This window comes from Roseovarius litorisediminis (genome assembly GCF_900172295.1).
Classification (GTDB): domain Bacteria; phylum Pseudomonadota; class Alphaproteobacteria; order Rhodobacterales; family Rhodobacteraceae; genus Roseovarius; species Roseovarius litorisediminis.
Window position 1 is genome coordinate 1 of record NZ_FWFL01000031.1, and the last position, 1,503, is coordinate 1,503.

Annotated in this window: 1 protein-coding gene; it reads left to right on the forward strand. The window is 56.4% G+C overall.

The features are described 5' to 3' along the window. Positions 1–77 precede the first annotated feature (77 nt). Positions 78–1,463, forward strand: coding sequence for an IS1182 family transposase (locus tag PEL8287_RS19640; protein WP_085894137.1), 1,386 nt, complete (start codon positions 78–80; stop codon positions 1,461–1,463). The last annotated feature ends 40 nt before the right edge of the window (positions 1,464–1,503 follow it).

Sequence of the window (1,503 nt, forward strand, 5' to 3'; positions counted from 1 at the left end):
TATTTTGTTGAAAAACTCTTCCTTGATCGAGGCGTGCATCACTGATTCAATTCCCATCTTGATCGGGGGATTTTGCGATGTTGGGACCGAGGCAGGAAGCACAGGCGGCGCTGTTTTATGAGTTCTCGCTGGAAGATCACATTCCGCAAAATCACTTGCTTCGTTCGATTGATCGGTTTGTCGATCTGAGCGGCATCCGCCAGTATCTGGCTGAGTTTTATAGCCACACGGGCCGTCCTTCCATCGATCCAGAGTTACTGATCCGCATGCTTTTGGTGGGCTATTGCTTCGGCATCCGGTCGGAACGTCGGCTCTGCGAGGAGGTGCATCTGAACCTCGCGTATCGTTGGTTCTGCCGCCTCGATCTGAGCGACCGCGTGCCTGATCACTCGACCTTTTCCAAGAACCGGCATGGGCGGTTTCGCGAGAGCGAACTGTTGCGCCATTTGTTTGAGACGACCGTGGCGCGGTGTATCGCTGAAGGCTTGGTGAGTGGGCAACGCATGGCGATCGACGCAAGCCTGATTGAAGCGGACGCCAACAAACAGAACTCGACGCCCAAAGAAAATTGGGACACGTCAGCCATTGATCCGACCGATGCCCCCCGCGCGGTTCGCGAGTATCTCGACACGTTGGATGAGGCCGCTTTTGGTGCCGCCAGCGAGGTGCAGCCCAAATTCACCTCCCATTCTGATCCCGCAAGCCAATGGACAGCGGCCCGTAAAGGACCTGCATTCTTCAGTTATTCCGACAACTACCTGATAGATACGGATCATGGCGTCATTGTTGATGTCGAGGCGACAAGGTCGATCCGGCAAGCAGAGGTTGGGTCGACAAAGACGATGCTGAAGCGGGCCAAAGAGAAGTTCGACCTTCACCCCGAGCGCCTGATCGCAGACACCGCCTACGGCACTGGTCCGATGTTGGGTTGGCTGGTGGAACGCAGGATTGCACCGCATATCCCGGTGATCGACAAGGCCAAGAGGGCGGAAGGCATATGGTCCCGTGATGATTTCGAATGGGATCCGGAGAGTGACCGATACATCTGCCCTGAAGGCCACGACCTCAAGCAATTCCGCCGAAACTATTCTGACCCAAACCGGGGCCCGACTGGCAAGGGCACAATGCGATACCGCGCCCTTAAACTGACGTGTCAGGCTTGTCCCTCGAAAGCAAAATGCTGCCCGGATACGGACACCAGAACGATCAACCGTGAACAAGACGAAGACGCCCGCCAGGTCGCCCGCGACATCGCCAAGACCCGCCAATACGACATCTCGATGAAGCTCCGAAAAAAGGTCGAGATGCTATTTGCACACCTCAAACGCATCCTCGGCCTGGGGCGTCTTCGATTACGTGGCCCATGCGGTGCAAATGACGAATTCCTCCTCGCCGCCACCGCCCAAAACCTCCGCAAACTGGCCAAGGTCTTTCCCGCACCGCAGCAAACGCGCAAAGCCTGATAGGAAAGGCGCTTGGGCCGCATTTGGAACGGCTATTTCT

Excerpts from the sequence above, each read along its gene's own strand:
- PEL8287_RS19640 (WP_085894137.1), top strand. The coding sequence starts at position 78 with ATGTTGGGACCGAGGCAGGAAGCACAGGCGGCGCTGTTTTATGAGTTC.